At 72.9% G+C, this 1,626-nt stretch carries 1 protein-coding gene and 1 pseudogene; both read right to left on the reverse strand.

The window, feature by feature from the left end; genetic code table 11:
• A partial coding sequence (locus tag N415_RS30335; RefSeq protein WP_152531659.1) for a PE family protein occupies positions 1 to 857 on the reverse strand: 857 nt, incomplete at its 3' end.
• A 234-nt stretch (positions 858 to 1,091) separates the two neighbouring features.
• Positions 1,092 to 1,626 (reverse strand): annotated as a pseudogene (locus N415_RS33160) (PE family protein); the annotation flags it as partial.

Genomic DNA, 1,626 nt, shown 5'->3' on the forward strand with positions numbered 1-1,626 from the left:
GCGCCGCCGGTCCCGCCGTGCCCCCCGTGCCCGCCGGTGCCGCCGGCCGTGGGGTTGTTGAAGCCGAGCCCGCCTTCCCCGCCCAGGCCGCCAGCTCCGCCGGCTCCGCCGGCGCCATTAAACAGGGACAACAAGTGCCTGTTGGCCCCGCCGGCCCCGCCGGCTCCGCCTTGTCCTCCGCCCCCGAGGATGCCGGGCCCGCCGTTTCCGCCGACCCCGCCGGCACCGCCTGGGCCGCCGCCGAGCCATCCGTTGGCGCCGCCGGCCCCCCCGTCGCCGCCGGCGCCGCCGACCACGCCACCCCCGCCGTTTCCGCCTGCCCCCCCGTTACCGCCATGGCCCCACAGGCCAGCCGCGCCGCCCGCCCCGCCGGCCTTCCCGGCGCCGCCGGATCCCCCGTTACCGCCGTCCCCGATCAGCCAGCCGCCGTTGCCGCCGGCCTGCCCGGTTCCCGGCGCCCCGTCGGCGCCATTGCCGATCAGCGGGCGCCCCGTCAGCAGCTTGACCGGCCCGGGCGGCAATCCCGCGGTCAGGCTTTGGAGTTCGCCGACAAACGCCGTCAACGGGTCGGCGTTGGCCGCCTCGACGGCCGAATAGGCTCCGGCACCAGCGGTCAACGACTGCACGAATTGGTCATGAAAAGCCGTCGCCTGCGCGCTGAGCGCCTGAAACTCCCGGGCGTAGCTGCCGAACAACGAAGAAATCGCAGCCGAAACCTCATCCTGCCCCGCCGCCAATAACGACGTCGTGGAACCCGCCGCCGCCGCATTGGCGGACCTAATCGACAATCCAATGTCGCTTAAATCCGACGACGCTGCGGTGACGACCTCAGGAGATATCAGGACAAAAGACGGCATCTGCGGCTCCTCTGGGATGTGAACGGGGGGAACGAAACACAAGTAACCGAAAATCTACGCTTTCAGTTGGAGTCCGGAAGTGATTTCACGGATCGGAATGGCGTGTTGCGCCATTTCGCGGCGCCAGGATCGTCCGAGTCGTAACCGACTGGTATAAGCCCACATTCGCCATCGCGCGGCGGTCCGGAAAGGCGCCCATTTTGAATACCGGATCCCGGCCGGCCAACACGGATATCACACCGACTGCCCGTCGCCGCCGCCATTCCCGCCAATGATCAATGCCTCGGCACCGGAGCCGGCCACGCCGGTGGCGCCGCCGTCACCGCCGTATTGGCCGGCACCGCCACCCATGCCTCCGGTACCGCCGAAGTCACCCTTCGTTCCGGCGACACCAGGGTCGGCGTTGGCGGGGTAGGCCCAGGCGCCGCCGCCCCCTCCGCCGCCGGGGCCGGTGCCGCCGGCTCCGCCGCCACCCCCGAAAGCGAGCGGCGATGCGGTGGTGATCGCATTACCGCCTGCGCCCCCCGCTCCGCCGGGGCCGCCCGCGTACGCGGCACCGCCGCCGCCTCCGCCGCCTCCGCCGATGCCCATGTCCCCGGTCGACACCCCGAGCGCGCCGCCGCCGGCACCGCCGCCACCTCCGGTGCCGCCCGCCCCGCCGTTGGGGGCACCGGCGCCACCCGTGCCGCCGTCCCCGCCGAGTCCGAGCGCGACGGGTTGACTGAGTTGGGTCGAGGCCGCGCCGCCGGTACCGCCGACCCCGCCGGCG

The sequence above is a fragment of the Mycobacterium sp. UM_CSW genome, from assembly GCF_000455205.1.
Lineage (GTDB): Bacteria > Actinomycetota > Actinomycetes > Mycobacteriales > Mycobacteriaceae > Mycobacterium.